Origin of the sequence: Castellaniella daejeonensis (assembly GCF_039523555.1) — a bacterium.
Lineage (GTDB): Bacteria > Pseudomonadota > Gammaproteobacteria > Burkholderiales > Burkholderiaceae_B > Castellaniella > Castellaniella daejeonensis.
Map to the genome: position 1 here is coordinate 563,037 of NZ_BAAAFN010000015.1, position 20,618 is coordinate 583,654.

The 20,618-nt window shown below is 67.1% G+C and carries 18 protein-coding genes and 1 other RNA gene; 6 read left to right on the top strand and 13 right to left on the bottom strand.

The genetic code is table 11. The features are described from left to right. Positions 1-2 precede the first annotated feature (2 nt). From ABD022_RS12315 to carA, 4 genes are all read right to left on the bottom strand, one after another. On the bottom strand, positions 3-944 hold the full coding sequence (locus tag ABD022_RS12315) for a hypothetical protein (protein WP_325126376.1): 942 nt from the start codon (positions 942-944) through the stop codon (positions 3-5). Positions 945-1,072: 128 nt separating this feature from the next. Beyond that, positions 1,073-1,558 (bottom strand): hypothetical protein, encoded by a 486-nt coding sequence (locus ABD022_RS12320; protein WP_343821525.1) that lies wholly within the window; start codon positions 1,556-1,558, stop codon positions 1,073-1,075. A gap of 26 nt (positions 1,559-1,584) precedes the next feature. Beyond that, positions 1,585-4,827 (bottom strand): carbamoyl-phosphate synthase large subunit, encoded by a 3,243-nt coding sequence (carB, locus tag ABD022_RS12325; RefSeq protein WP_325126372.1) that lies wholly within the window; start codon positions 4,825-4,827, stop codon positions 1,585-1,587. A gap of 18 nt (positions 4,828-4,845) precedes the next feature. Continuing rightward, positions 4,846-6,015: a glutamine-hydrolyzing carbamoyl-phosphate synthase small subunit gene (gene carA / locus ABD022_RS12330; protein WP_425545225.1), complete on the bottom strand. Its 1,170-nt coding sequence runs from the start codon at positions 6,013-6,015 to the stop codon at positions 4,846-4,848. A gap of 192 nt (positions 6,016-6,207) precedes the next feature. On the opposite strand from carA, the gene tal reads away from it, so the two are divergent. Further along, positions 6,208-7,164, top strand: coding sequence for a transaldolase (gene tal, locus ABD022_RS12335; RefSeq protein WP_343821528.1), 957 nt, complete (start codon positions 6,208-6,210; stop codon positions 7,162-7,164). Between the two features lie 56 nt (positions 7,165-7,220). Here tal and ABD022_RS12340 read toward each other — a convergent pair whose 3' ends face one another. The 8 genes from ABD022_RS12340 to yfcF form a co-directional block, all read right to left on the bottom strand. Next, positions 7,221-8,009 carry an ABC transporter permease gene (locus tag ABD022_RS12340; RefSeq protein ID WP_325126366.1) on the bottom strand — a complete coding sequence of 263 codons (789 nt, stop codon included), beginning with the start codon at positions 8,007-8,009 and terminating at the stop codon, positions 7,221-7,223. A gap of 64 nt (positions 8,010-8,073) precedes the next feature. Next, positions 8,074-8,913 carry an ABC transporter ATP-binding protein gene (locus ABD022_RS12345; protein ID WP_325126364.1) on the bottom strand — a complete coding sequence of 280 codons (840 nt, stop codon included), beginning with the start codon at positions 8,911-8,913 and terminating at the stop codon, positions 8,074-8,076. Beyond that, a complete protein-coding gene (locus ABD022_RS12350) occupies positions 8,906-9,958 on the bottom strand; it encodes an ABC transporter substrate-binding protein (protein ID WP_325126362.1) in 1,053 nt (350 codons plus the stop codon). Before ABD022_RS12350 ends, ABD022_RS12345 begins: the two co-directional genes overlap by 8 nt. Before the next feature lie 119 nt (positions 9,959-10,077). After that, entirely contained in the window at positions 10,078-10,686 is a 609-nt protein-coding gene (recR, locus tag ABD022_RS12355; protein ID WP_325126360.1) for a recombination mediator RecR, read from the bottom strand. Between the two features lie 34 nt (positions 10,687-10,720). Continuing rightward, on the bottom strand, positions 10,721-11,047 hold the full coding sequence (locus ABD022_RS12360; protein ID WP_325126358.1) for a YbaB/EbfC family nucleoid-associated protein: 327 nt from the start codon (positions 11,045-11,047) through the stop codon (positions 10,721-10,723). Positions 11,048-11,094: 47 nt separating this feature from the next. Beyond that, positions 11,095-13,152, bottom strand: coding sequence for a DNA polymerase III subunit gamma/tau (dnaX, locus tag ABD022_RS12365; protein ID WP_343821532.1), 2,058 nt, complete (start codon positions 13,150-13,152; stop codon positions 11,095-11,097). A 24-nt stretch (positions 13,153-13,176) separates the two neighbouring features. Then, positions 13,177-13,274: signal recognition particle sRNA small type (gene ffs, locus ABD022_RS12370), an RNA gene on the bottom strand. A 77-nt stretch (positions 13,275-13,351) separates the two neighbouring features. Next, a complete protein-coding gene (gene yfcF, locus ABD022_RS12375; RefSeq protein ID WP_325126354.1) occupies positions 13,352-13,984 on the bottom strand; it encodes a glutathione transferase in 633 nt (210 codons plus the stop codon). Positions 13,985-14,217: 233 nt separating this feature from the next. Here yfcF and ABD022_RS12380 point away from each other — a divergent pair, with 233 nt between their 5' ends. The 3 genes from ABD022_RS12380 (at position 14,218) to greA (ending at position 17,178) form a co-directional block, all read left to right on the top strand. Further along, positions 14,218-15,540, top strand: coding sequence for a solute carrier family 23 protein (locus tag ABD022_RS12380; protein ID WP_325126352.1), 1,323 nt, complete (start codon positions 14,218-14,220; stop codon positions 15,538-15,540). Positions 15,541-15,723: 183 nt separating this feature from the next. Continuing rightward, positions 15,724-16,368 carry a hypothetical protein gene (locus ABD022_RS12385; RefSeq protein ID WP_343821534.1) on the top strand — a complete coding sequence of 215 codons (645 nt, stop codon included), beginning with the start codon at positions 15,724-15,726 and terminating at the stop codon, positions 16,366-16,368. A gap of 333 nt (positions 16,369-16,701) precedes the next feature. After that, positions 16,702-17,178 (top strand): transcription elongation factor GreA, encoded by a 477-nt coding sequence (greA, locus tag ABD022_RS12390; protein ID WP_325126348.1) that lies wholly within the window; start codon positions 16,702-16,704, stop codon positions 17,176-17,178. 22 nt (positions 17,179-17,200) lie between these two features. Here the strand turns inward: greA and ABD022_RS12395 are convergent, their stop codons facing one another. Beyond that, entirely contained in the window at positions 17,201-17,806 is a 606-nt protein-coding gene (locus tag ABD022_RS12395) for a YhbY family RNA-binding protein (protein WP_325126347.1), read from the bottom strand. Positions 17,807-17,823: 17 nt separating this feature from the next. On the opposite strand from ABD022_RS12395, the gene ABD022_RS12400 reads away from it, so the two are divergent. Next, positions 17,824-18,477 (top strand): RlmE family RNA methyltransferase, encoded by a 654-nt coding sequence (locus ABD022_RS12400; RefSeq protein ID WP_325126345.1) that lies wholly within the window; start codon positions 17,824-17,826, stop codon positions 18,475-18,477. Positions 18,478-18,699: 222 nt separating this feature from the next. Continuing rightward, positions 18,700-20,604 carry an ATP-dependent zinc metalloprotease FtsH gene (gene ftsH, locus ABD022_RS12405; RefSeq protein WP_325126344.1) on the top strand — a complete coding sequence of 635 codons (1,905 nt, stop codon included), beginning with the start codon at positions 18,700-18,702 and terminating at the stop codon, positions 20,602-20,604. The last annotated feature ends 14 nt before the right edge of the window (positions 20,605-20,618 follow it).

The window sequence follows — 20,618 nt, forward strand, 5'->3', positions numbered from 1 at the left end:
TCCTACTGGACCTGGACCGTGTCGACGTCCCGGCTGGCCAGGTGCCGGACCCCGGCGATGTCGATCATGGCGCGCGGGTCGCCGTCCATGATCCGCAGGTCCAGCCGCATCTCCTGGGATTTGTAGAACGGATGGTCGCCGTCCGAGAGGATCATGTTCAGCTTGCCCTGGCGTTGTTCCAGGTCGACCTGGCGGCCGGGCTCGACCATGTCGATATCCTTGATGCAGACCGCCCGGACGTGCACTTCGCCTTCGACCATCCGCACGTCGTAGCGTACGTTCTGTCCGCCCGGCACGATGGCCGGAGGATCCGAGGCCTCCATGAAGGTTCCCAGGACCGCCTGGTTGCAGACTTCCATGATGGCTTCCCGCTGGCTGGGTGTTGCGCCGATCGCGGTCAGCGCGTCGTCGAAATGCTTCATGCGCTCATCGGGCGTGCCGTCCGGCAGCGGGGTTCCCGACACGGTGTAGCTGGCGCGGCAGATATCGGCCTTGACCTGGTCCCGGGCTGGGCCGACTCCGTTGTGGCTCCAGTAATCGCTGCGGTTCAGTTCCTGTCTCAGTGTTTCCTGGTTCACCGGAAGCTTCCTGAAGCTCAGGGAAAAGCCCGGGCACTGCTCGTCGGACAGGTCCAGGTTGTAGCGCACTCCCTCGTCGTTTTCTTCGATCTGGAAACGATTCTGGTAGTTGGCGCCCGCCATGTCCTTCAGGGACAGGAAGCTGTCCACCTTCTGCTGGTGCGTCGTCGTCTGCGAATACAGATCGAACATGCATTTCTTGGCTTCCGTCCGGTTGGTGCTGCAGAACCAGTCCGCGACCTTGTCCCACACTCGCGAAAAGATGCTGCCGATGTGATCCCGGTCAGTCGCCTGCCGAATACCCTGTACGTCCTGGGCGGTCAGGCCGACAGAGCCGAAGCGTCCTGCGGATACGTCAATGGTCATTGGATTCTCCCCGTCTGCGCGTTATCCGGGCCGGGCGGCGCTGTGCATCGTCCCGGCATGCCTTCGTGAGTGACCGATGCGCGCCTGGGGTTCCATGCGGGCATGGGTTCCGGGCGGTGGCGGGGGGATCAGGCTCGCAGCGGAGGATGGAACCGTTCCAGGTAGGCTGCCGCGATGCCGGGCAGCACCTTGCCTGCGGCATAACTGGCGACGGTCTCGCAAGCCAGACTCGCGGCCGTGGAGAGCGGTGGCGGCAGGGCGGCGGCCGCGCTGTCGCAGGGCGCCTTGGCCAATTCCTGGCCCACCCAGCCACTGCCTATTTCCGCCAGCACGTCCGAAAGCCCTTCTTGGGACGTTTCGGACGCCGGCGGTTCGTTTGCCGCGGCCGTGTCTTTCGTGGCTCCATCCGCCGCCGCCAGAGCCTGGCCGCGCTGGCTGATGCTGACCAGCGTGCTGCCCACGGTGCGCGCGAGCGCGGGCTGGGCCAGATCGCCCGCGACATGGCCGGCGACGGCAAGGCCCCCGCATACGGCACCTTTCATCGGCACCTGATCGGGCAGGATCCGATGGCATGCCGTCAGCGTCACTGTCTGGAAAACGTCGCCCAGGTCCATCTGTCGGCCTTTTCCGTGATGCGCCGTCAGGCCGCGTCCGCGGCGGCGTGCATGGACTGCAGCGAGTAGACCTTCAGCCCGCCGCCATGGCGCAGGTACTGCAGGCCCTCGACGGCCGCGCGCGCACCCGCGATGGTGGTGAAGAAGGTGACCCGGTTGGCCAGCGACTGCGTGCGGATCGTGCGCGAGTCGGCGATGGCGTTGCGGCGTTCCTCGACCGTGTTGATGACCATGGCGATCTCGCCGTTCTTGATCATGTCGACGATGTTCGGACGGCCCTCGGTGACCTTGTTGACCACCTGGACCGCCAGGCCGGCGGCTTCGATCACGGCGGCCGTGCCGCGCGTGGCGATCAGCTGGAAGCCCAGGGCGGCCAGGCCGCGGGCGACTTCCACGGCGCGCGTCTTGTCCTGGTCGCGCACGCTGATGAACACGCGGCCGGATTCGGGCAGCCAGGCACCGGCGGCGATCTGCGATTTGACGAAGGCTTCCCCGAAGGTCTCGCCCACGCCCATGACTTCGCCGGTGGACTTCATTTCAGGCCCCAGGATGGTATCCACGCCCGGGAACTTGACGAAGGGGAACACGGCTTCCTTGACGCAATAGCGCGCCGGCGCCGGGATCGAGGCGATGCCCTGGGCGGCCAGGGTGCGGCCGGCCATGACGCGCGCGGCGATCTTGGCCAGCTGCCGGCCGGTGGCCTTGGACACGTAGGGCACGGTGCGGGATGCGCGGGGATTGACTTCGAGCACGTAGACATCGCCATCCTGGATGGCGAACTGCACGTTCATCAGGCCCTTGACGTTCAGGGCGCGGGCCATCAGGGCAGTCTGGCGCTCGATTTCGGCCACGATTTCGGGCGAGAGCGAATAGGGCGGCAGGCTGCAGGCGGAATCGCCCGAGTGCACGCCGGCCTGCTCGATGTGTTCCATCACGCCCCCGATGATGACCTGCTCGCCGTCGGCCAGGCAGTCGACGTCGACTTCGGTGGCGTTGTTCAGGAAGTGGTCCAGCAGCACCGGGGAGTCGTTGCTGACCTTGACGGCCTCGCGCATGTAGCGTTCGAGATCCTGGGGCTCGTGCACGATTTCCATGGCGCGCCCGCCCAGCACGTAGCTGGGGCGGACCACCAGGGGATAGCCGATCTCGCCGGCCAGGGCCAGGGCCTCGCTTTCGGTGCGGGCAGTGCGGTTGGCCGGCTGGCGCAGGCCCAGCTTGGTCAGCAGCTTCTGGAAGCGTTCGCGGTCTTCGGCCACGTCGATGGAGTCGGGGCTGGTGCCGATGATGGGCACGCCGTTGGCTTCCAGGGCGCGGGCGAGCTTCAGCGGGGTCTGGCCGCCGTACTGGACGATGACGCCGGCCGGGTTTTCCTTGTGGACGATTTCCAGCACGTCTTCGAGGGTCAGCGGCTCGAAGTACAGGCGGTCGGAAGTATCGTAGTCGGTGGACACGGTCTCCGGATTGCAGTTGACCATGATGGTCTCGAAGCCGTCCTCGCGCAGGGCCAGGGCCGCATGCACGCAGCAGTAGTCGAATTCGATGCCCTGGCCGATGCGGTTGGGCCCGCCGCCCAGGACGATGATCTTCTTGCGATCGGTCGGCGCGGCCTCGTCCTCGTCCTCGTAGGTGGAATACATGTAGGCCGTGGTGGTGGCGAATTCGGCCGCGCAGGTATCGACGCGCTTGTACACCGGGCGCACGTTCATCTGGTGGCGCAGTTTCCGGACTTCGGCTTCGGTGGTGTCCAGCAGGAACGCCAGGCGCCGGTCGGAGAACCCGCGCCGCTTCAGTTCGCGCATGGTGTCGTCATCCAGCTCGGACAGGGTGCGCTGCTCGAGCGCGAGTTCGATGTCGACGATTTCCTTGATCTGCGCCAGGAACCAGGGATCGATCTTCGTGAGGTTGTGGACTTCTTCCAGGGAGAAGCCCTGGGCAAAGGCGTCGCCCACGTACCAGATGCGTTCCGGGCCGGGCTCGCCCAGCTCGACCTGCAGGCGTTCGCGGTCGGTGGTCTTCTGGTTCAGTCCATCGACGCCGACTTCCAGCCCGCGCAGGGCCTTCTGGAAGGATTCCTGGAAGGTTCGACCGATGGCCATGACCTCGCCCACGGCCTTCATCTGCGTCGTCAGGCGCGAATCGGCCTGGGGGAATTTCTCGAAGGCGAAACGCGGCACCTTGGTGACCACGTAGTCCAGGGTGGGCTCGAACGAGGCCGGGGTGGCGCCGCCGGTGATCTCGTTGCGCAGTTCGTCCAGGGTGTAGCCCACGGCCAGGCGGGCCGCGACCTTGGCGATCGGAAAGCCCGTGGCCTTGGACGCCAGGGCCGAGGAACGCGACACGCGCGGATTCATCTCGATGACGATCATGCGGCCGTTGGCCGGGTTGACGGCGAACTGGACGTTCGAGCCGCCCGTGTCCACGCCGATCTCGCGCAGCACCGCGATCGACGCGTCGCGCATGATCTGGTATTCCTTGTCGGTCAGCGTCTGCGCGGGCGCGACGGTGATCGAGTCGCCGGTGTGCACCCCCATGGGGTCCAGGTTCTCGATGGAGCAGACGATGATGCAGTTGTCGGCGCTGTCGCGCACGACTTCCATCTCGAATTCCTTCCAGCCCAGCAGCGATTCCTCGATCAGCAGTTCATTGGTGGGCGAGGCCTCCAGGCCGCGGCGGCAGATGGTTTCGAATTCCTCGGCGTTGTAGGCGATGCCGCCGCCGGTGCCGCCCAGCGTGAAGCTGGGGCGGATGACCGCCGGGAAGCCGGACGTGCCCAGTTCGGACGCGATGCGCTTTTGCACCGCCCAGGCTTCGTCCATGCTGTGGGCGATGCCGGACTTGGCCGATTCCAGGCCGATCGAGGTCATCGCGTCCTTGAACTTGAGACGGTCCTCGGCTTTTTCGATGGCCGCGGCGTTGGCGCCGATCAGTTCCACGCCGTGCTTGGCCAGCACGCCGTGACGGTCCAGGTCGAGCGCGCAGTTCAGCGCCGTCTGGCCGCCCATGGTGGGCAGGACGGCATCGGGCTTCTCGATCTCGATGATCTTTTCCAGGGCCTGCCAGGTGATGGGTTCGATGTAGGTGACGTCGGCCGTTTCCGGGTCCGTCATGATGGTGGCCGGGTTGCTGTTGACCAGGATGGTGCGGAACCCGTCGGCCTTCAGGGCCTTGCAGGCCTGGGCGCCGGAATAGTCGAATTCGCAGGCCTGGCCGATGATGATCGGGCCGGCCCCGATGATGAGGATGCTGTGGATGTCTGAACGCTTGGGCATGGGAGGGCGGGAATCTTTTTATTTGGACGACCGGGCTTTGTGCTGCGCCATCAGGTCGATGAATTTGTCGAACAGCACCAGGATGTCGTGCGGCCCGGGGCTGGCCTCGGGGTGGCCCTGGAAGCAGAAGGCCGGGCGGTCGGTCAGCTCGAAGCCCTGCAGGGTGCCGTCGAACAGCGACACGTGCGTGATGCGGGCGTTGGCCGGCAGGCTGTCGCCGTCCACGGTGAAGCCATGGTTCTGGCTGGTGATGAACACCCGGCCGGTGTCCAGGTCCTGCACCGGGTGGTTGGCGCCGTGGTGGCCGGTCTTCATCTTGACCGTGCGCCCGCCCAGCGTCAGACCCAGGACCTGCTGGCCCAGGCAGATGCCGAACAGGGGGATGCCGCGGTCCAGCACGGCGCGGCAGGTTTCGGCGGCGTAGTCGCAGGCCGCCGGATCGCCGGGGCCGTTGGACAGGAAGATGCCGTCGGGCGCCTGCGCCAGGACATCGGCCACGGGGGTGAGGGCCGGCACCAGGGTGATGCGGCAGCCGCGGTCGGCCAGCAGGCGCAGGATGTTGGACTTGATGCCGTAGTCGTAGGCGACGACATGGTATTGCCCCTGGTCCTGGCGGCTGTAGCCGCGTCCCAGCTGCCAGGTGCCCTGCACCCAGGCGCCGGACTGCTTGGTGGAGACCTGGGCGGCCAGATCCTGGCCTTCCATGCCGCCGAAACCGCGCGCCAGTTCGACGGCGCGGTCGGCGTCCTCGCCCACCAGGATGCAGGCGCCCTGGGCGCCGCGCTCGCGCAGGATGCGGGTGAGCTTGCGGGTGTCCACGCCCGAGATCGCCACGATGCCCTGGGATTTCAGGTAGTCGGGCAGCGACTGGGTGGCGCGGAAGTTGGACAGCAGGGCGGGGCAGTCGCGCACCACCAGGCCGGCGGCATGCACGCGGCCGGACTCGACGTCTTCGGGGTTGACGCCGGTATTGCCGATGTGGGGATAGGTCAGGGTGACGATCTGGCCGCTGTAGCTGGGATCGGTGAGGATCTCCTGGTAGCCGGTCATGGAAGTATTGAAGACGATTTCGGCCACGCTGGTCCCGTCGGCGCCGATCGAAACGCCCCTGAATACGGTACCGTCAGCCAAGGCGAGAATTGCTGGTGCGAGTCCTGCGGACCCCTCGGGAAAGATTGACGGCAGCAAAATGGAACCCCGGTTATAAAGTCGATATTCAAACCTTCCTATTATACAGCGAGGCAGTGGCCGATCCCCATGCCCCGCATTCCGCCTGCTGCCAGCGCCCGGGACGGCGGATGCCCGCCGGCGTGCGCGGCCTCGGCGCGAAATGGTCTACAGTAGGGCCTTTGCAACCTGTTTCCATCGGAATCACCCTCTATGAGCAATCAACTGGACGCCCTGCGTGCGCTGACGACCGTCGTGGCCGACACGGGGGACTTCGAAACCATGCGGGCCTACCGGCCCACCGACGCGACCACCAACCCCTCGCTGATCCTGAAGGCAGTGGGCCAGGATGCCTACCGTCCCCTGCTGGATCGGGTGCTGCGCGACCATCCGGCCGCCCCGCTGGCCGAGCAGATCGATCGCCTGCTGGTGGCCTTCGGCCGTGAAATCCTGTCCATCGTGCCCGGCCGCGTCTCGACCGAGGTCGACGCTCGGCTGTCCTTCGACACGCAGGCCAGCATCGAACGCGCCCGGCAGATCGTCGCCCTGTACGAGGCCGGCGGCATTCCGCGCGAACGCGTGCTGATCAAGCTGGCTTCCACCTGGGAAGGCATCCAGGCCGCCCGCGCGCTGGAAGCGGAAGGCATCCATTGCAACCTGACGCTGCTGTTCTCGCTGACCCAGGCGATCGCCTGCGCGCAGGCGAAGGTCACGCTGATCTCGCCCTTCGTGGGCCGCATCTACGATTGGTACAAGAAGACGGCCGGTTCCGATTGGGACGAGGTCGCGAATGCCGGGGCAAACGACCCGGGCGTGCAGTCCGTGACGCGCATCTACCGCTATTTCAAGGCCTACGACATCCCCACGCAGGTGATGGGGGCCAGTTTCCGCAACATCGGTCAGATCCGCGCGCTGGCGGGCTGCGATCTGCTGACGATCAGTCCTGCCCTGCTGGGCGAGCTGGCGGCATCCGACGAACCCCTGGAACCCAGCCTGACCGTGGCCGCCGCCAAGGCGGATGCGCCGGAATGGGTCGCCAGCAACGAGGTCGCTTTCCGCACGAACCTGAACGAAGACGCCATGGCCACGGAAAAGCTGGCCGAAGGCATCCGGATCTTCACCGCGGACGCGATCAGGCTGGATGCGCTGGTGGGGCGGGCCGGCGCCTGATCACCGGGCCTGGCGCATGCCGGGCCGGCGGTTTCCCGCCGGGGCCCGGGGGGCGATCAGGTCTTGGCCGTCTCTCCGGGGCTGGGCTGCCAGACCAGCAGGCGGCGTTCCACCAGCGATACGATCCCGTCCAGCAGCAGGGCGAACACCGTCAGCACGACGATGCCGGCGAACACGGTGTTCACGTCCAGCGTGCCTTCGGCCTGCAGGATCAGGTAGCCGACCCCGGCCGCCGAGCCCAGGTATTCGCCCACCACCGCACCGACGAAGGCCAGGCCCACGGAGGTATGCAGGCTGGAAAACACCCAGCTGGTGGCCGAGGGGATATACACGTGGCGCAGCAGCTGGCGGTGGTTGGCGCCCAGCATGCGGGCGTTGTCCAGCAGGGTGGGGCTGACTTCGCGCACGCCGCGGTAGACGTTGAAGAAGACGATGAAAAACACCAGCGTCACGGCCAGCGCCACCTTGGACCAGATGCCCAGGCCGAACCACATGCCGAAGATCGGCGCCAGGATCACGCGGGGCATGGAATTGGCCGCCGTGATGTAGGGCTCGAGCAGGGCGCTGGCGCCGCGCGACAGGCCCAGCCACAGGCCGAAGCCCAGGCCGCCGATGGTGCCGATGACGAAGGCCAGCACGGTCTCGGACAGCGTGATCCACAGATGGCGGTAGATGCCGGCGTCGGTGACGAACCAGGCCCAGATGACCTGGGCCACGTCCAGCGGCCGCCCGAAGAAGAAGGCGACGTTGCGGTTCAGCGAGGCCCAGTGCCAGATCAGCAGGATGGCGGCCAGCAACCCCAGTTGCAGCACGCGCAGGACAGGCTTGGACAAATCGGATTTCATCGTGGCAAGCGCTCCGGTGGATGGCTCGGGTCGGGAAACGGGAACTGGGGGCCGGCCATGGGGTTCAGGCGCGGCGCTGCCGCTCGTAGCCCTTCAGGACTTCGTCGCGCAGCACCGCCCAGATGGCCTGGTGCAGTTCGACGAAGCGCGGCTGCATGCGGACTTCGGCCACGTCGCGCGGGCGCGGGATGTCGATGATGAATTCCCCGATCGGATGGGTATCCGGGCCGGCCGACAGCACCACCACGCGGTCGCTCATGGCGATGGCCTCGTCCAGGTCGTGGGTGATGAACAGCACCGCCTTGCGGCGGGCCATCCACAGGTCCAGGACTTCGTTTTCCATCAGCTGGCGGGTCTGGACGTCGAGCGCCGAGAACGGCTCGTCCATCAGGATGATGTCCGGATCGCGGATCAGGGTCTGGGCCAGCATGACGCGCTTGCGCATGCCGCCCGACATCTGGTGCGGATAGCGGTTCTCGAAGCCGCCCAGCCCGACCCGGCGCAGCCATTCTCGGCTGCGTTCGGCGGTTTCGGCGGCGGATACCCCGGCGAATTCCAGCCCCGTGGCGACGTTGGCCTGGGCGCTGCGCCAGGGCATCAGGGCTTCGCCCTGGAACATGTAGCCCGCCCTGGAATTGACCCCCTGCAACGGCTGGCCGAATACCTGCACCCGGCCCGAAGTGGGGCGCAGCAGCCCGGCCGCCATGTTCAGCAGGGTGGATTTGCCGCAGCCCGTGGGGCCCACGACTGAGACGAACTCGCCCGGCGCCACCGCGAGGGTGGCGTCGCGCATGGCCGTGTACGATGCGCCGCCGGGCGAGATGAAGGTGCAGGTGACTTGCTCCAGCAGCAGGGCGGGCTGGTCCGCCCCGCCGCCGGCCTGGTTCGCGCGCGGATCAGGCATGGGGGTATTTCTGGTTGGCCTTGGTGGCGAACTGGTTGGTCCAGATGCGGGAGATGTCGATGGCCGTGCGGTCGAAGTTCGGCACGAATTCGGCCAGGGCGTTGAGCGCCGTCTGAGGGCCATCTTCCGGCACCAGGCCATCGGGAGACAAGGCCTCGCGGTTGCCCTTGAGCGCCAGCTTGTACAGGTCGGGGTCGCCCAGCAGGTAGGATTCGGGCACCAGCTTGGCGATGTCGTCGGGCGAAGATGCCTGGATCCATTTGTCGGCCCGCACCATGGCGTTGGCCAGCGCCTGGGTGGTGTTCGGATGGGCATCGATGAATGCCTGGGACGTGTACAGGCAGCCCGACGGCATGTTGCCGCCGAAGATCTTCTGTGCGTCTTCCAGGGTGCGCGTGTCGGCAATGATGCGGATGGCGTCTTCCTTGGCCAGGGTGCTGATCACCGGGTCCAGGTTGGCGATGGCGTCGACCTGGCCGGAACGCAGGGCCGTGACCGCCCCGGCGCCCGCGCCCACGCCGATGAAGGAAACGTCGGTGGGCTTGAGGCCGTGCTGCGCCAGGAAGAAACTGGCCATCATGTTGGTCGACGAGCCCGGCGCCGTGACGCCGATCTTCTTGCCCTTCAGGTCGGCGGGCGACTGGTAGTCGGGCATGGTCTTTTTCGAGACGCCCAGCACGATCATGGGCGCCCGGCCCTGCAGCACGAAGCAGCGGTAGAACTGGCCCTTGGCCTGCAGGTTGATGGTGTGTTCGAAAGCGCCCGAGACGACGTCGGCGCTGCCACCCACCACGGCCTGCAGGGCCTTGGAGCCGCCCGCGAAATCGGCGATGGTGACGTCCAGTCCTTCGTCCTTGAAGTAGCCCTTCAGGTGCGCCACCGACAGTGGCAGGTAGTAGATCAGCGACTGCCCGCCGACCGCGATGGTCAATGACTTCTTCTCGGGGGTGGCCGCCGCGTCCTGCGCGAAGGACAATCCGGGCACCGCGCCCAGCAGCCCGGCAGCGCCGGCGGTTTTGAGCAGTTCACGACGTGAAATCGACATGATGGCTTGTCTCCCTGGTGGTCATGCTGCGTTTGGAGTTTCGATGATAGCGCACAGGCGCATCCTGGCCTACGAAACCACGTGCGAAGATCGGGATCGGCCCGCGGGCGGACCAGGGATCAGCCGGGCCGGCGTTCCATCAGCGCCCAGGCGATCGTGCCGGCGTCCACGTATTCCAGTTCGCTGCCGCTGGGCACGCCGCGCGCCAGCCGGGTCACCTGGACGCCGCATTCGCGCAACATCTCGGCCAGATAGTAGGCGGTGGTCTCGCCTTCGGCAGTGAAGTTGGTGGCCAGGATGACTTCCCGGACCTGGCCGTCGCGGACCCGGTCGCGCAGGTGGGCGAACCGGACCTGATCGGGGCCCACGCCTTCCAGGGGCGCCAGCCGGCCCATCAGCACGTAGTACAGGCCCCGATAGCCGTGGCTGGCCTCGATCATGTTCTGGTCGGCCGGCGTCTCGACGACGCACAGCACGGCGGCGTCCCGCTCCGGATCTTCGCAGGTGGGGCACACCGGCGTCTGGGAAAAGGAATTGCAGCGTTCGCAGTGGCGCAGCCCGCCGACCGCGTCGCGCAGCGCATCGCTCAGGCGCGTGGCGCCGTCTGGGTCGTGCTGCAGCAGGTGGTAGGCCATGCGGCGGGCGGTGCGCACGCCCACGCCGGGCAGCCCCCGCAAGGCGTCGATCAGGGCGCGCAGGGGTTCCGGTTCGGGCAGGCCGGCGGCCATTCTCGGTAATTCCTCGATGAGCGCGGGGTACGCCTTAGAACGGCAGCTTCATGCCGGGCGGCAGGGACAGGCCGGCCGTCACGGCGGACATCTTTTCCTGCGCGGTGGCCTCGGCCTTGCGCTGTGCGTCGTTGAAGGCTGCAGCAACCAGGTCTTCGATCATGTCGCGGTCGTCGTCGTACAGGGACGGGTCGATGGTCACGCGCTTGACGTCGTACTTGCAGCTCATGGTGACCTTGACCAGCCCGCCGCCCGCGGCGCCTTCGACCGTCAGCTCGGCCAGGGCTTCCTGGGCCTTCTTCATGTTTTCCTGCATCTGCTGGGCCTGGCGCATCAGCCCGGCGATCTGACCTTTCATCATGGCGGTGTCCTGGTTCGATGATTTCAAACGAAGAGTGGGACTATACCCTAGTGGTAAGCGGACGGAGCGCCGCCGGGCGGGCGCACCGAGTCCGGCACCACGCGGGCGGAGAAGCGCTGGGCCAGCACGCGGACCAGTTCGTCCTGTTCGACCGCCTGTTCGGCGGCCTGCTGGCGGCGGCTGCGTTCGGCCTGGTCGATGGCGTGGGCGGTATCGTCGCCCGTTGCGCCGTATTCGACTTCCAGCCGCAGGACGCGGCCGAAATATTCCGACAGGACCGTGCGCAGCCGGTCGTGGCCGCCGCCGTTGGCGTAGGTGTGGATGGCCACCCGCAGGCGGATCCGGTGATCGTCGCCCGACAGCCATTCGCTGTTCAGCGCCAGCGCCCGGGCCGCGCCGCTGACCGACAGGCCGGCGGCCACCGCCGGCCAGTCGTGGGCCGTGATCCTGCCGGGATCGGGCGTTTCCGGCCGTGCTGCGGACGGCTCGGCGGTCAGCCCGGCGATGACGGCGGACGCGTCCGGATCCATCCCCAGGTCGCCCAGGGAAGCGGCAGCATCGAAGGCCGCCGTGAGGTCGTCGGGCACGGCATCCGTCCAGTCGTCGGTGGCGGATGCGGCTTCGTCGGGGGGCGCGGGCGGTGCCGGATCGGGGTCCGGGGGCGGATCACGGTCGGGCGCCGGGTCGGGCTCGGGTGACGGTTTCGGCGGGCGCGGCGATCCGGCCGCCTGGACGGGGGCCGCGGGCGCACTGGGCACCCCTGCCGTATCGGGCTCGGCCGGGCTGGCCAGGGCGGGCTCTTGTTGCGGCGCTTCCCAGGCGGGGAGGTCTGCGGCGGCCGGGCCTGCCGCAGCCACGGCGTGCTGCACGGGCGCCGGCGTCGGGGGCGGTGCGGCCGGCGTCGATGCCGTCGGCGCCGATGCCGTGTTTTCGACGGCGGGCGCTGCGGCTGTGGTCACGGCGGCGGGCCGCGCATCCGCTTCGGCTGTCGGCGGCGGCCCCATCACCGCCGGGGGCACGCGGCCTTCCGGCAGCAGGGCCAGCATGCGCAGGCAGGCCATGACGAAGCCGGCATGCTCGTCGGGCGCCAGGGTGAGTTCCTGGCGGCTGTGCACCGCCACGGCGTAGAACAGCTGGACGTCGTCCGGCGTCAGGGCGCCCGCGAGTGCGGTGACGTCTTCCGCCAGGGGATCGTCGGGCTGGGCGTGGCCCAGTCGTTGCGCGATGGCCACCCGCGACAGCAGCACGGCCAGGTCGCCCAGCGCGGCCTGGAACGACAGGCCGCGCACGGCCAGATCGTCGGCCACGGCCAGGATGCCGGGCGCGTCGGCGGCCGCCAGGGCGCGCAGCAGGTTCACCAGGTGGTGCTGGTCCAGGGTGCCCAGCATCTCGCCCACGGCCGCCGCGGTCAGGTTGCCCGCCGAAAAGGAAATGGCCTGGTCCGTCAGCGAGAGGGCATCGCGCATCGAGCCGGCCGCCGCCTGGGCGATCAGGCGCAGCCCCCGGGGCTCGGCCGGCACGGATTCCTGGGCCAGGATGTCCTGCAGGTGATCGACGATGGCGGGCACCGTCATCTGCTTCAGGTTGAACTGCAGGCAGCGCGACAGCACGGTGACCGGGATCTTTTGCGGATCGGTGGTCGCCAGGATGAACTTGACGTGTTCGGGCGGCTCTTCGAGCGTCTTGAGCATGGCGTTGAAGGCATGCCCGGTCAGCATGTGGACTTCATCGATCATGTAGACCTTGAAGCGGCCCGACGATGGCGCGTAGACCGCCTGTTCCAGCAGCTGGGTCATTTCGTCGACGCCGCGGTTCGAGGCGGCGTCGAGTTCGATGTAGTCCACGTAGCGGCCCGCGTCGATTTCCGTGCAGGCCTGGCAGTGGCCGCAAGGCGTGGCGGTGACGCCCTGGACGCAATTCAGGGATTTGGCGAGGATGCGCGACAGGGTGGTCTTGCCGACGCCGCGCGTGCCGGTGAACAGCCAGGCGTGGTGCAGCCGGCCGGACGACAGCGCATGGGTCAGTGCCCGCACCACGTGATCCTGGCCAATCAGCGTATCGAATGAACGGGGGCGCCACTTGCGCGCCAAGACGAGATAGCTCATAGGCCGCCCTGCAGGGGGAAAAGGAAAGGCGAGCCTGACTTCGGCACTGGTTCCGCGCGGCTGTGGCTGCTTCGTTCCCGACCTGACCAGGTTCACCGCCGAACCATGCGAAGGGGCCCGCCTCTGGAATTCTAACAGGGTTTCGGCGCCCGGATTGCCGCGCGCCGCACCGGCGTGCGGGCGCGCGGGTGGAGACGCCCTACAGGCCCGGACGCGGCAGCACGACCCAGCGCTGGACCGAGGGACGGTGCCATTGGCGGTCTGCGTAGTCCGCCAGCCGGCGTGGCACGGCATCGCCGCACAGGACCAGCCGGTTGAGCATGAACGCCAGTTCGAAATCGGCAATGCTCCATGCTCCGAACAGGGTGTCCGCGCCCTGGGGCAACAGGCGGTCGGCCGCCGCGAACAGCTTGCCGGCCGCCTGCTGCGCGGCTTCGGACAAGGGCGCGGGCGGGGGCGGCCGGCGGAACAGGTTTTCCGACGAGCGTTCCTGCCGGATCGGCATCAGGTCGGTGCGCAGCCAGGCCTGGATCTGGCGCGCCCGGGCGCGCTGCGGCGCATCGGACGGGTAGAGCGCGGTGCCCGGGAAGACTTCATCCACGTATTCCGTGATCGCGGACGACTCGGCCAGTGCGAACGATCCGTGCGTCAGTGCGGGCACCTTGCCCGTCAGGGACAGGGAGACGTAGCCGGCTTCGCGTTGCGCCCCGCGGCCGAGGTCGACCGGCGACAGCTCGAAGGGCACGCCCTTTTCTTGCAGGGAAACGAAGACCGACATGGCGTACGGGCTGATGAAATTCGCATCGGTATACAGAGTGAGTGGATTGGACATTGCGGGCCTCCTTTTGCCGCGGACGCGGTCCGGTGATGGCGTGGCGGACCGCTGGAGGCATGTTAGTCCCGGCGGGCCGGGCTTGTCCGCCGCCGTTCCTGCGCGCGCTCCGGCCGGCGCGGCGGCGCAGGGTCGACCCGTCTTGCGGGGGCGCGAGATGCAGCCTTACACTTGCGACGAAATTTCACCCATCCACCATTCTCTTCAGGGCGGCCCCGGGCCGTGTTCCCCTCATGACGACTTCCTATTTCCCGCAGTGGCGCCGCGTGTCCGGCACCGCCGACGGTGCCGTGGTCCAGCCCGACGAAACCATGGCCTGGCCCCAGACCGTGGCCATGGGCGCGCAGCACGTCGTGGCCATGTTCGGTTCCACCATCCTGGCGCCGCTCATCATGGGCTTCGATCCCAACACGGCCATCCTGATGTCCGGGGTGGGCACCCTGATCTTCTTCCTGTTCGTCGGGGGCCGCGTGCCCAGCTATCTGGGTTCCAGCTTCGCCTTCATCGGCGGCGTGATCGCCGTCAGCGGCTATTCGGGCAGCGGGCCGAACCTGAACATGGGCGTGGCCCTGGGCGCCATCATTGTCTGCGGCCTGATCTACACCGGGATCGGCCTGCTCACGGCATTGCTCAATGCCCGCCAGGGCGGGGCGGCCGACTGGATCGACCGCTGGATGCCCCCTGTGGTCACCGGGGCGGTCGTCGCCGTGATCGGCCTGAACCTTGCGCCCATCGCGGCCAAGGGTGCGATGGGCGGTTCGCTGTTCGATGCCTGCATGGCCCTCATGACCGTGCTGTGCGTCGGTGCCGTGGGGGTCTACACGCGCGGCCTAGTGCAGCGCCTGCTGATCCTGGTGGGCCTGCTCGCCGCATGCGCGATCTACGTGATCCTGGCCAACGGGCTGGGGCTGGGCAAGCCGATCGACTTCGCCGCCATCGCCGCGGCGCCCTGGCTGGGCCTGCCCACGCTGACGGCGCCGGTATTCGAAGCCCACGCCATCAGCGTGATCGCGCCGGTCGCCATCATCCTGGTCGCCGAGAACCTGGGCCACATCAAGGCGGTCAGCGCCATGACGGGCCAGAACCTGGACCGCTACCTGGGCCGCGCCTTCATGGGCGATGGGGTGGCGACGATGGTGTCCGGCGCCCTGGGCGGCACCGGCGTGACGACCTACGCCGAAAACATCGGCGTGATGACCGCGACCAAGATCTATTCCACGCTGGTCTTCGTGGTGGCCGCGCTGGTGGCCGTGGTGCTGGGTTTTTCGCCCAAGTTCGGGGCACTCATCCAGGCCATTCCCGCCCCCGTGCTGGGCGGCATGTCGGTTGTGGTGTTCGGCCTGATCGCCATCGCCGGCGCACGCATCTGGGTGGTCAACCAGGTCGATTTCAGCGACAACCGCAACCTGATCGTCGCCGCCGTCACCCTGATCCTGGGCGCAGGCAATTTCTCCCTGGCCATCGGCAGCTTCAAGCTCGACGGCATCGGCACCGCGACTTTCGGCGCCATCCTGCTGCATGCGCTGCTGCGCGGCAGGCACCGGCCGCAGGCTTGATGCGGCCTTTCTCCGCATACCGGATCCGGAGCGTTGCTCCCCGTGCCCGGAAATGGCGCCGGATTCCGTGTGCGGGGGATGGAACCTCTTGTTTTTCAATGGTTACTCATCGGTTGAAAAGCCTGCGGGCGTTACCGGAATCCATCCGGCCCCGGCTTGTATGTAACTTTTGAGAAAACAGAGATGACTGTCATCAGTGCCGTGAATTCCTATCTTTCCTGGGGCGACCAGCCGTCCAAGAGCACGCCGGCCGCCGGCAGCGCCCGGCAACCCCGCGGGGACCTCGAGGTCCGGGAAAGCTACAACGTGAAAATCAGCGAGGCCTATCAGGAATTCAAGACGAAGTTCCAGGAATTCCATGATCGCGAGCAGTGCTTCGGCGAGGATCTGGCGCGCGAGGCCTACGCGGTGCGCAGCAAGATCAAGGAAGCACACCAGGAGCAGACTTCGTACCTGGGGCGTGCGCTGATCTGGATGCGCAACATGGTGACGTATGGCGGCGGCAATGTGTCCTACGAAACCCTGAGCAGGAGCAAGAACCCGGAAGAAATCGCGTATTCGGCCTTCAAGACCGGCGGCGGGGACCTGGGCCTGCAGAACAACGGTTTCGGCGAAAAGCTCGATGTCTGGAAAGCCATCAAGGATGTATCGACGCTGTATCCCGAGGACATCACGGATGCCATGGTCGCCGCCTACAAGGTGCAGGAGCCGGGCAAGGTGGATGCCGGTGCGATCCTGGCAGCGCGGGGCGGCGTCAGCCCGGCCAGCCGCAATCCGTTCGAGGAATTCCTGGTGCCCCGGGAAAACACCGTAAAGACCTACGCCTGAGGCGCCTCGCGCTCTTCCGGCTTGGGCCCGGGGCCGCCTCGCAGGGCGGCCCCGGGCCTTTTTCATGCGTCAGCCGGGGCTTGCTTTTTCCTTTCGGATTGACCACAATACCCTTCAAGCACCCCGGTTTCGGCCGGGGTTTTTCACGGGCGAGCCGGCAGGCCACCTGGCCGGGATGCCGATGGTCCCAAACCATGGCCGTATCCCACAGACCCATCCGGGCAAGCATGGCCAGGCAGCCCCCAGCGGGCCGGAACCACCACATTTCGCCCATATTCTTTCGTTGTCAGGCGCCCCGCGCATGGGGCGTCTTTTACTTTTGAGTCAGGAACTATGGCTGCGATCCCTTTGACAGCTCGCGGAGCAGAGCGCTTACAAGCTGAATTGCATCGTCTGAAGACAGTCGAGCGCCCCGAAGTCATCAACGCCATCGCCGAAGCGCGGGCCCAGGGCGATTTGTCCGAAAACGCCGAATACGACGCCGCGCGCGAACGCCAGGGCTTCATCGAGGGCCGTATCCAGGAACTGGAAAGCACCCTGTCCAACGCCCAGATCATCAACCCGGCCGAGCTCGATGCCGCCGGCCAGGCCGTGTTCGGCGCAACGGTCGAGATCGAGGACCTGGAATCGGGCGAGCGCCTCACATACCAGATCGTCGGCGATCTGGAAGCCGACATCCGCGCCAACATGATCTCCGTGTCCAGCCCCGTGGCGCGGGCGCTGATCGGCAAGAGCGAAGGCGACGTGGTCGAAGTGCGCGCGCCGGCCGGCGTGCGCGAATACGAAGTCTGTTCCGTCAGCTACGAATGACGGATACGCCCGCAGCCGGGCTTCAGCCCCGGCTGGTGCGGTTGCGGCGGGCGCCGGCGCGCAGCGACAGCGCGCTGCCGCTGCGGCGCGGAATGCCATGGCCTGTGCCTGCGCCGGTGCGGCCGCCCGCGGCCGGTTTGCCCGAACCCCGGCGGTCGGCCGCCAGCGGCTTTTGTCCGGCATTGGGTGCCGATCGCTTCCCGGCATCGTTCTGGCCTGCGCCTTCGGCACGCCGGGCGGTGGGGCGGGCGGCACGAGGTTGCGCCGCCTGTTTTTTGGGCACGTAGGGTTCGGATTTCCGACGCACGGCCCGGGTGGCGTTTTCGGCCGCCTGTGCGGCTTGTTGCGCAAGCGCATCGGGCCGGTAGATAATCAGCGTCTTGCCGAGATGATGCACTGCGGCGCAGGACAGCGTTTCGCAGATTTCCTCCAGCATCGCATCGCGTTCATCGCGCTCGGCGCCGGCGACGCGGATCTTGATCAGTTCATGGGCCGCCAGGGTGCGGTCGATTTCTTCCAGCACGGCGGCAGTCAGGCCGCGGTCGCCGATCAGGACGACGGGATGCAGGGGATGAGCGGCGGCGCGCAGGGCGCTGCGCTGCTGAGAGGTCAGTTCGAGTTTCGGCATAGTGGAATTGTACGAGAATGGCCAAGAAAAAATTCTCCAAAGCCTGGGTCCAGCGGCATATTCACGACCCTTACGTCAAAATGGCGCAACAAAAGGGCTACCGTGCCCGTGCCGCCTTCAAGCTGATCGAGATCCTGGACACCGAAAAGCTGCTGCGGCGCGGCGATGTGGTCGTGGACCTGGGTTCGGCCCCCGGCAGCTGGTCGCAGGTCGTGCGTGAGCGCCTGCTGGCGGCGGGCGGCGCGATCGACGGCCGCGTGCTGGCGCTCGACCTGCTCCCCATGGAGCCTGTTGCCGGGGTCGAATTCATCCAGGGCGACTTCCGCGAGGACGATGTCCTGGCGCAACTGCACGAGCGGCTGGAAGGACGCGCCGTCGATCTTGTAATTTCCGACATGGCCCCCAACTTATCCGGTGTGGCCTCGGCGGATTCCGCCCGCATCGCCCACGTCTGCGAACTGGCGCTGGAATTCGCCTGCGGCCACCTCAAGCCGGATGGCGCCCTGATCGTCAAGGCCTTTCACGGCAGCGGGTTTTCCCAGATCGTGCAGATGTTCAAGCAGCATTTCGTGCGGGTGGTCGAACGCAAGCCCAAGGCGTCCCGGGACGAATCCTCCGAGACGTTTCTCGTGGGACGCGGCCTGAAAACGCCCCCCGGGCAGCAGGCCTGAAAGGCCGGCCATTTCGGGGCCCCGCCTTGCAGCGACCCGTCGAAGGCCCTGCTGCGGGACGGGTTTTCGCGGGCATCGGCGGCTTCCACGGCCGCTGCGTCCGCGTGGCGGATTCAGGTAGAATGAAGCATTGACGTATTTGTCAGCTTGTTGTAATTGTGCGCCGCCGGATGCGGCGCGTGGTCGGCGGGCCGGCAGCGGTATATACCCAGGAGGTTGGCTTTGAACAACTCGTTTTCCAAGGTTGCGGTCTGGCTGGTGATCGCGCTCGTGCTCTTCACGGTGTTCAAGCAGTTCGACGGGCACCCGGTCGCGAGCGGGGATTCGGTCAGCTACACGCAATTCATGAACGACGCGCGGGCCGGCCGCATCAACAAGGTCGACATCCAGGGCGACACGATCTACGTGACTCCGGAATCCGGCCGTTCCTACAGCCTGACCTCGCCGGGCGACCTGTGGATGGTGCCCGAACTGGTCAAGAACGGCGTCCAGGTGTCCGGCAAGGCCCGCGAAGAACCTTCCTTCCTGACCAGCCTGTTCATCTCCTGGTTCCCGATGCTGCTGCTGATCGGGGTGTGGATCTTCTTCATGCGCCAGATGCAGGGCGGCGGCAAGGGCGGGGCCTTCAGCTTCGGCAAGTCGCGCGCGCGCATGCTCGACGAAAACAACAACAACATCACCTTTGCCGACGTCGCCGGCTGCGACGAAGCCAAGGAAGACGTCCAGGAACTGGTCGATTTCCTGCGCGATCCCACCAAGTTCCAGCGCCTGGGCGGCCGCATTCCGCGCGGCGTGCTGATGGTCGGCCCTCCGGGCACGGGCAAGACCCTGCTCGCCAAGGCCATCGCCGGCGAAGCCAAGGTCCCGTTCTTCAGCATTTCCGGCTCGGATTTCGTCGAAATGTTCGTCGGCGTGGGTGCGGCCCGCGTGCGTGACATGTTCGAGAACGCCAAAAAGCAGTCCCCCTGCATCATCTTCATCGATGAAATCGACGCCGTGGGCCGCCAGCGCGGCGCCGGCCTGGGCGGGGGCAACGACGAACGCGAACAGACCCTGAACCAGCTGCTGGTCGAAATGGACGGTTTCGAGACCGGCCAGGGCGTCCTGGTGATCGCGGCCACCAACCGGCCCGACGTGCTGGATCCGGCGCTGTTGCGCCCGGGCCGCTTCGACCGCCAGGTGGTCGTGTCGCTGCCCGACATCCGTGGCCGCGAGCAGATCCTGAAGGTCCACATGCGCAAGGTGCCCATCGCCCAGAACGTCGATCCGAACGTGCTGGCGCGCGGCACGCCGGGCTTTTCCGGCGCCGACCTGGCCAACCTGATCAACGAGGCCGCGCTGTTCGCGGCGCGCCGTAACGGCCGCACCGTCGACATGTCCGACCTGGAAAAGGCCAAGGACAAGATCATCATGGGCGCGGAACGCCGCTCGCTGATCATGCCCGAAGAAGAGCGCCGCAACACGGCCTACCACGAGTCCGGCCACGCGCTGGTGGCGCGCCTGCTGCCCAAGACCGACCCCGTGCACAAGGTCACCATCATCCCGCGCGGCCGCGCCCTGGGGGTGACGATGCAGCTGCCCGAAGGCGACCGCTACAGCATGGACAAGGAACGCCTGCTGAACACCATCGCGGTGCTGTTCGGCGGCCGCATCGCGGAAGAAGTCTTCATGGGCCAGATGACCACCGGCGCCTCCAACGACTTCGAACGCGCCACCGCCATCGCCCGCGACATCGTCACGCGTTATGGCATGACGGATTCGCTGGGCCCCGTGGTGTATGCTGAAAACGAAGGCGAGGTCTTCCTGGGCCGCAGCGTGACCAAGACCACGCACGTGTCCGAGGCCACCATGCAGAAGGTCGATTCCGAGATCCGCAGCATCATCGACGAGCAGTACCGCGTGGCGCGCGACCTGATCGAGGCCAACCAAGACAAGATGCATGCCATGGCCAAGGCCCTGCTCGAATGGGAAACCATCGATGCCGAGCAGATCGACGACATCATGGCCGGCCGCCCGCCGCGTGCGCCGCAGCCGCCGTCGTCCGGCGGCGACACGCCCCCGCAGGCGCCGTCTGCCGGCCAGCCGGCCGCCAGCAACGACAAAGGTCCCGCCGCGACGCCGGTCTGATCCGACCGGCGGCC

Bases quoted from the DNA above. Each gene is read 5' to 3' on its own strand.
- ABD022_RS12315 (WP_325126376.1), bottom strand. From the start codon at position 944: ATGACCATTGACGTATCCGCAGGACGCTTCGGCTCTGTCGGCCTGACC.
- ABD022_RS12340 (WP_325126366.1), bottom strand. From the start codon at position 8,009: ATGAAATCCGATTTGTCCAAGCCTGTCCTGCGCGTGCTGCAACTGGGG.
- ABD022_RS12380 (WP_325126352.1), top strand. From the start codon at position 14,218: ATGACGACTTCCTATTTCCCGCAGTGGCGCCGCGTGTCCGGCACCGCC.
- carB (WP_325126372.1), bottom strand. From the start codon at position 4,827: ATGCCCAAGCGTTCAGACATCCACAGCATCCTCATCATCGGGGCCGGC.
- ABD022_RS12395 (WP_325126347.1), bottom strand. From the start codon at position 17,806: ATGCCGAAACTCGAACTGACCTCTCAGCAGCGCAGCGCCCTGCGCGCC.
- tal (WP_343821528.1), top strand. From the start codon at position 6,208: ATGAGCAATCAACTGGACGCCCTGCGTGCGCTGACGACCGTCGTGGCC.
- ABD022_RS12360 (WP_325126358.1), bottom strand. From the start codon at position 11,047: ATGATGAAAGGTCAGATCGCCGGGCTGATGCGCCAGGCCCAGCAGATG.
- greA (WP_325126348.1), top strand. From the start codon at position 16,702: ATGGCTGCGATCCCTTTGACAGCTCGCGGAGCAGAGCGCTTACAAGCT.
- dnaX (WP_343821532.1), bottom strand. From the start codon at position 13,152: ATGAGCTATCTCGTCTTGGCGCGCAAGTGGCGCCCCCGTTCATTCGAT.
- ABD022_RS12345 (WP_325126364.1), bottom strand. From the start codon at position 8,913: ATGCCTGATCCGCGCGCGAACCAGGCCGGCGGCGGGGCGGACCAGCCC.
- yfcF (WP_325126354.1), bottom strand. From the start codon at position 13,984: ATGTCCAATCCACTCACTCTGTATACCGATGCGAATTTCATCAGCCCG.
- ABD022_RS12385 (WP_343821534.1), top strand. From the start codon at position 15,724: ATGACTGTCATCAGTGCCGTGAATTCCTATCTTTCCTGGGGCGACCAG.
- ABD022_RS12400 (WP_325126345.1), top strand. From the start codon at position 17,824: ATGGCCAAGAAAAAATTCTCCAAAGCCTGGGTCCAGCGGCATATTCAC.
- ABD022_RS12350 (WP_325126362.1), bottom strand. From the start codon at position 9,958: ATGTCGATTTCACGTCGTGAACTGCTCAAAACCGCCGGCGCTGCCGGG.
- ABD022_RS12320 (WP_343821525.1), bottom strand. From the start codon at position 1,558: ATGGACCTGGGCGACGTTTTCCAGACAGTGACGCTGACGGCATGCCAT.
- recR (WP_325126360.1), bottom strand. From the start codon at position 10,686: ATGGCCGCCGGCCTGCCCGAACCGGAACCCCTGCGCGCCCTGATCGAC.